This window comes from uncultured Eubacterium sp. (assembly GCF_937958975.1).
GTDB lineage: Bacteria > Bacillota > Clostridia > Lachnospirales > Lachnospiraceae > Eubacterium_G.
In genome coordinates, this window is record NZ_CALGRE010000033.1 from 43,398 (window position 1) to 49,397 (window position 6,000).

Annotated in this window: 7 protein-coding genes; all 7 read right to left on the reverse strand. The window is 36.3% G+C overall.

The features are described 5' to 3' along the window. Nucleotides 1-804: a glutamate 5-kinase gene (gene proB / locus Q5O86_RS05270; RefSeq protein ID WP_302626099.1), complete on the reverse strand. Its 804-nt coding sequence runs from the start codon at nt 802-804 to the stop codon at nt 1-3. A 93-nt stretch (nt 805-897) separates the two neighbouring features. Beyond that, nucleotides 898-1,779 carry a YitT family protein gene (locus Q5O86_RS05275; RefSeq protein WP_302626100.1) on the reverse strand — a complete coding sequence of 294 codons (882 nt, stop codon included), beginning with the start codon at nt 1,777-1,779 and terminating at the stop codon, nt 898-900. 105 nt (nt 1,780-1,884) lie between these two features. Continuing rightward, nucleotides 1,885-2,094, reverse strand: a complete 210-nt coding sequence (locus tag Q5O86_RS05280; RefSeq protein ID WP_302626101.1) for a hypothetical protein — start codon at nt 2,092-2,094, stop codon at nt 1,885-1,887. 191 nt (nt 2,095-2,285) lie between these two features. Next, nucleotides 2,286-2,444 carry a hypothetical protein gene (locus Q5O86_RS05285; RefSeq protein WP_302626102.1) on the reverse strand — a complete coding sequence of 53 codons (159 nt, stop codon included), beginning with the start codon at nt 2,442-2,444 and terminating at the stop codon, nt 2,286-2,288. A 19-nt stretch (nt 2,445-2,463) separates the two neighbouring features. Then, nucleotides 2,464-4,674 (reverse strand): hypothetical protein, encoded by a 2,211-nt coding sequence (locus Q5O86_RS05290; RefSeq protein ID WP_302626103.1) that lies wholly within the window; start codon nt 4,672-4,674, stop codon nt 2,464-2,466. Nucleotides 4,675-4,951: 277 nt separating this feature from the next. Next, the gene (locus Q5O86_RS05295; RefSeq protein ID WP_302626104.1) at nt 4,952-5,110 is read right to left on the reverse strand and encodes a hypothetical protein; all 159 of its coding nucleotides are present in this window, start codon (nt 5,108-5,110) and stop codon (nt 4,952-4,954) included. A gap of 20 nt (nt 5,111-5,130) precedes the next feature. Further along, nucleotides 5,131-6,000 (reverse strand): hypothetical protein (locus Q5O86_RS05300; RefSeq protein WP_302626105.1); only part of this gene is annotated, 870 nt, incomplete at its 5' end.

Below are 6,000 nucleotides of genomic sequence, written 5' to 3' on the forward strand. Positions count from 1 at the left end.
CTAGCGTGACTGTTTTATGTCTTTTGCCACAAAGAACGTTCCAACCTGATGTCCTTCTATGATTTTATAAATATTTTCCGGTTCTCCACCATTCATCACCACAGTATCGATTCCCGCTTCTGTGGCAATCTGTGCTGCCTGAAGCTTCGTAATCATTCCACCAGTGCCAAATTTTGAACCTTTTCCACCCGCAATTTCAAACAATCCTTCCGTAATCTCCTCAACTACCGGTATAATTCTGGCATACTCGTCTTTATTCGGGTCACCATCATATAAGCCATCAATATCTGTTAAAATGAGCAATGCATCCGCATGTATTAGTTTTGCCACGATTGCCGATAAATTATCATTATCGCCATATACAATTTCTTCGACTCCCACAACATCATTTTCATTGATGATAGGTATAGAACCAAATTCAAAAGTCTTCTCAAATGCATTAATCAGATTTTCTCTGCTCTCTATATTATCTACATCCCTTTTTGTAATCAGAAATTGACCTACCGTATGACCATACTCGCCAAACATTTTATCATACATAAACATCAATTCACACTGACCCACTGTGGCTACTGCCTGTTTTCCTGCTGTTGTGACAGGTCTTTCTTTCAGACCGATTTTACCTACACCTACTGCAATAGCCCCCGATGAAACAAGTGCCACTTCAACTCCGGAATTTACTATATCAGATATCACTGTGACCAGTTTTTTTATCTGTCTTATATTCGTTTTTCCTGTACTGTGGGTTAATGAAGATGTCCCCACTTTTATTACAATTCTCTTTACGTCTTTTAAAGTTGCCATATCGTCCTCCCAAAATAAGCAATACCTTACTTATTTTAGACTAACTATCCGCTTTTGTAAATATTTATCATTTACTAATTCTTTCACAGTTCGTCATATTTCTGCTTTAAAGTGGTCTTTAAATCCTTCACCGAACACTTCTTTTGCAGATGATACAATCATAAATGCTTCTGAATCCACCTCTTTTAATAAATTTCTGACTTTTACTAATGTCTGCTTTCTCATAACACACATAATTACCTCTGTGTGTCCACTGCTATATGCTCCCATTCCTTGCAGCATTGTCACACCAACACCTAATTCCTGTAGCATTCTAACTGCAATAATTTTTCTTTTTCTACTAATGATATATACAAGAGTCGCCTCATCGCCACCATATATTGCCCGGTCCATGACAATCGAGGATACATAAATGGCAATTGCAGCAAATAATGCAACCTCAATATTATGAAATGCCATTGCCGATGCAACTAATATAACAGTATCCAGCATAAGGTATATCTGTCCCGTCTTTAAGTATGGTTTCCCCTGTTTTACAATCTTTACAATAATATCCATACCTCCGGTAGTAGTTTCCAGTCGAAACATCAATCCAATTCCCAGACCTAAAAGAGCACCTCCTATTACTGCTGCTAACATAGGCTCCCTCGTTACTGCATCTAAACGAAAAATAATAGGAATTACATCAATCATTATTGCCGATACCACAAGAGTATATAAAGTTGACAAAATAAAATTTTTACCAAACTTCCATGCACCAAGTATTAAAATGGGTATATTAATAATTAGAATTATCATACCCACTCCGGGAAGCATCGGAAATAACTCTCTTAATATTATGGCAATACCGGATACTCCTCCGGGTGCTAAATTATTTGGATTTAAAAATAACGCTATCCCTGCTGCATAAATAAAAGCCGTAAACGTAATGAATACATATCTTAAGAATACTTTAGAAATTTTTTTTGTTCCCATCTGATACCTTCTCATTCAAATTTGCAATTTCAATATTCATTATTATTCTTTCATTTTTGACGGCTCATTATTCATCTATAAGTATTCAGATTCACGTTAATTTTTTTACATTTCATCATCACCCGGTAACTCTGCTGTAGGAATACTGCATGCCGTAGGATTTATTGAACATTCTGCACACCCTCTTATTACCTCTTTTGACTTCGAACTTTCTAATTTTTCATCAACCTTTACATTGATATGCCCATCACCATTTGCAACACTTCCATCTAGCATCGCCACAATATCATCTATCATTTTTTCTTTATCATTCATTATAATACACCTCCAATATATTATTATATGTATAAATCACTTTTTCATTGATTATATCACTAAATTATGTTTTTTTAAACCAAAATAAAGAGTTCGGCTGCGGAGCATTATTATTATATAGGAAATTCGAAGGAATTTCCTATATAATAAAAGCGCTCCAGAGTCTCCCCTGAAGCGCATAATACTTTTTTCTAGTAAAGTCCTGTCCATCCGGAACTTTCATTGGCAGATTCAGATGTTCCTGCCGTAAAATTATCAATAAATCCAACATCTTCACCACTTGTAGTGATAACATCTTTTACATCAAATTTTATCAATTCAACTTCAGGACTAATATATAATTCTCTCATTATGTCCTATCCTCCCTGACTATTTTATAAATGAATCAATTACACTGATTTCAGTTGCATTAAGACCCGGATATCCAGCATTCTGAACTGCTGAAGCTACCTGGCTTACTGATCTTACTGAACCCATATCTGAATAAATTGTTGTTGATGTTCCATCTGTATATGATACTGTTACATATGCTCTTGCGATGAAACCTCTTACATAGTTCTGTTCAACGATGTTTGCAACTGCTCCACAATATGTCATTGTATCTGCATTTGCCCATCCGCTGTTTTCAATATTAAGTTTTGTATATGCACTTGTCAAATCTAATACAGAATTGTTATTTTCAAATATATCATTTGCTGTGATTAACATTCCTTCTTTGATAGCATCTGACTTAACTGCATCTGCATTGTTTGAATTTACTGTTGCCTGGAACTTAAGTCCTGCCGGTGTTGAAGTCTTAATCGCTGCTCCACCTGCCATTGTTACAGATAGCTCATTTACTGATGTTAATGTTATATCACCTGTAATTGTAAGAACTGTTCCTGCTTTATACATCTGTCCGTCAGCATAGTAGCCGTACTCAGCATCTCCAAGTGTATATGTCTGTCCTTCTTCTACTTCTGTTGTAATTCCATCAACGGTTACATTATATTTTACTACCGGTGCTGCACCTTCAACCTTCATCAAAAATGTGCCTATTGGATTTCCTACAGCTGTAATTGTGTAATATTTTGTCTCACCAATTCCTGCCTCAACCAATTCCTGATTTATGTATACACAGTCATTTCCAATAAATACTTTCTCGTTTCTCTGGTCTTTTGCATTGACATATTCTACACCATTTATAATAATGCTTGAAGGGTTTCCGTTTGCTGCAACAAATCCGAATACCGGCTGTTCCTTCATTTTATCACTAATATTCCAGTTGGTAGACTGTCCTGCCGGATAAAATCCTCTAAGAGCTCCATTTCCCATTAAGTCTGCTGCTGCCTGTGAAATATAAGCCTTAGAACCATTATCTGATGTTCCTGCAAGTTCAATCCAATCTGTAATAGTTGCCGGGTCGATTGTATCCTGCTGTGCCGGTTCTGTAGCATCAGCTCCCATTGGTGCCGAAACCTTGATAGCAAAAGTAGCCATTGTTCCATTTTTATGTACAAGGGTAATAACATTTTGTCCATCTTCTAACACATCAACTGACAATTCACAACAGTCACCCTGATTATTAAATGCCGTAGATGGATTAGCATACTTAACTCCGTTTACCCAGATACTTACCACATCACTTCTCTGGAATACAAACGCTGCTGCATCTCCTAAAATACAATTTGTTCTTTCATTATGATAAGCAGCTTCTGAATGTGGTGCATAAATTCCCCACCATACAGCCTGACTTAATCCATGTGCTGCATTAACTGCATAAGAATCTTCAACAGTACCACCTTTCACCTCAAGGGCAACCCATGATGATGTGTCAACTTTTGTAATATCATTCTCTTCCGGTTTTGTATCCGGAACGTCAGAAGCTGTTGTCTGCTCCTCAACTTCCTGATAAGCAGTTGCAGTATTATTTGTAATTTCAATCTCACTGCCATTTGCATCAATTGCCTTTACAACCAAGTTATAAGTTACACCCTGCTGAATTGCAACGTCTGTCCAATCGGTAGTAGCTGAATTTTGAGTTTTCATCAACTCATTTGTGTCTGCATTATATACTTCATACTTTGCTGCACCTTTTATTAAATCCCATTTAAGATATGCAGTATTCGTCTCGTAACGTTCCACTCTTAGATTTAAATCTGTGTTCACAACAGTTTCAGTGCTAACCACATTTGATGTACCACTGGCAACAACATTTCCATCAGCATCAAAATACTGAACAGTGATAACGAAATCTCCTCCGTCTGAAACATTTACAGAACCGTCGTTTGTTGAAACAACCGTATCCAAAGCTGTTCTTAAACCTGTCGGGTCATTGATTGTCCACACATATCCGTTTGCTGCTTTTGCATAGTGTGCTGCATCTAAAACAATGTTATCTGCTTTGTTAAGATAAAATGCTTCTGTCACAAAATCAATACTCGGGTGTGACCAACTGGCATCTATCATGCCATTATTTACTGTAGCAGTCACTGCCACTTCTTCATCTGCCTTTGCGGTTGTGTTATAAACTGTAATGGATGTGATAACCATAGCCAAAGATAATACAACTGAAAGGACTTTCTTGAAAGTCTTATTCATATTAAGCTCTCCCTCCTACATAAATTTTTATACAATTACATTATATCCAACAAAAAAAATTTATGCAATTACCTGGAAACATAAAAGAATTTTTATTTTTTTTCGTATAAGATTTACAATTTTTGAATTTTATAATGCGACATTGCCCTTTTTCTCTGGCTTTTATTCTATTACACAATAAATAAAAACTTTTTTATCATCACTAACAGAAAAAAGTCGCCTCAGATTATTTTCTGAGACGACTCATATTTACAATAAAATATTGCTTTTTAACTTATTAGTAAAGTCCTGTCCATCCTGAACTCTCGTTGGCGGATTCAGATGTTCCTGCCGTAAAATTATCGATAAATCCTACATCTTCACCGCTTGTAGTAATAACATCTTTTACATCGAATTCAACTACTTCAGCAACAGGGCTGTTATATAATTCTCTCATTATTCTTCTTCCTCCCTTAATTACTTAATAAATGAATCAATTACACTGATTTCAGTTGCATTAAGACCCTTATATCCATCATTCTTAACTGCTGAAGCTACCTGGCTTACGGTTCTTACTGAACCCATATCTGAGTAAATTGTTGTTGATGTTCCATCTGTATATGATACTGTTACATATGCTCTTGCGATGAAACCTCTTACATAGTTCTGTTCAACGATGTTTGCAACTGCTCCACAATATGTCATTGTATCTGCATTTGCCCATCCGCTGTTTTCAATATTAAGTTTTGTATATGCACTTGTCAAATCTAATACAGAATTGTTATTTTCAAATATATCATTTGCTGTGATTAACATTCCTTCTTTGATAGCATCTGACTTAACTGCATCTGCATTGTTTGAATTTACTGTTGCCTGGAACTTAAGTCCTGCCGGTGTTGAAGTCTTAATTGCTGCTCCACCTGCCATTGTTACAGCAAGCTCATTTACTGATGTTAATGTTACATCACCTGTAATTGTAAGAGCTGTTCCTGCTTTGTACATCTGTCCGTCAGCATAATATCCATACTTAGCATCTCCAAGTGTATATGTCTGTCCTTCTTCTACTTCTGCAACTTTGTTTCCATCAACTGTTACAGTATATGTCTGAGCTGGTTCTGCTGCAACTTTCTTAATTGAAACTGTTGCTGTTCCAAGTCCATGTTTAATTACAACTTCATTTACTTCCTGTGTTAATGCTGAAAGGAATACTACTGCACCTGCACCATCAATTGTTGCTACATTTTCTGTAACACCATTAACGGATACTTCGCTGATTCCTGCTGGTACATTCATGTAAATACCATTTTCTGCTGCCCAAGCTGGCTGCTGAATATTAACTACTGCATT

Bases quoted from the DNA above. Each gene is read 5' to 3' on its own strand.
- Q5O86_RS05295 (WP_302626104.1), bottom strand. From the start codon at position 5,110: ATGAGAGAATTATATAACAGCCCTGTTGCTGAAGTAGTTGAATTCGAT.
- Q5O86_RS05285 (WP_302626102.1), bottom strand. From the start codon at position 2,444: ATGAGAGAATTATATATTAGTCCTGAAGTTGAATTGATAAAATTTGAT.
- Q5O86_RS05280 (WP_302626101.1), bottom strand. From the start codon at position 2,094: ATGAATGATAAAGAAAAAATGATAGATGATATTGTGGCGATGCTAGAT.
- Q5O86_RS05290 (WP_302626103.1), bottom strand. From the start codon at position 4,674: ATGAATAAGACTTTCAAGAAAGTCCTTTCAGTTGTATTATCTTTGGCT.
- Q5O86_RS05275 (WP_302626100.1), bottom strand. From the start codon at position 1,779: ATGGGAACAAAAAAAATTTCTAAAGTATTCTTAAGATATGTATTCATT.
- proB (WP_302626099.1), bottom strand. From the start codon at position 804: ATGGCAACTTTAAAAGACGTAAAGAGAATTGTAATAAAAGTGGGGACA.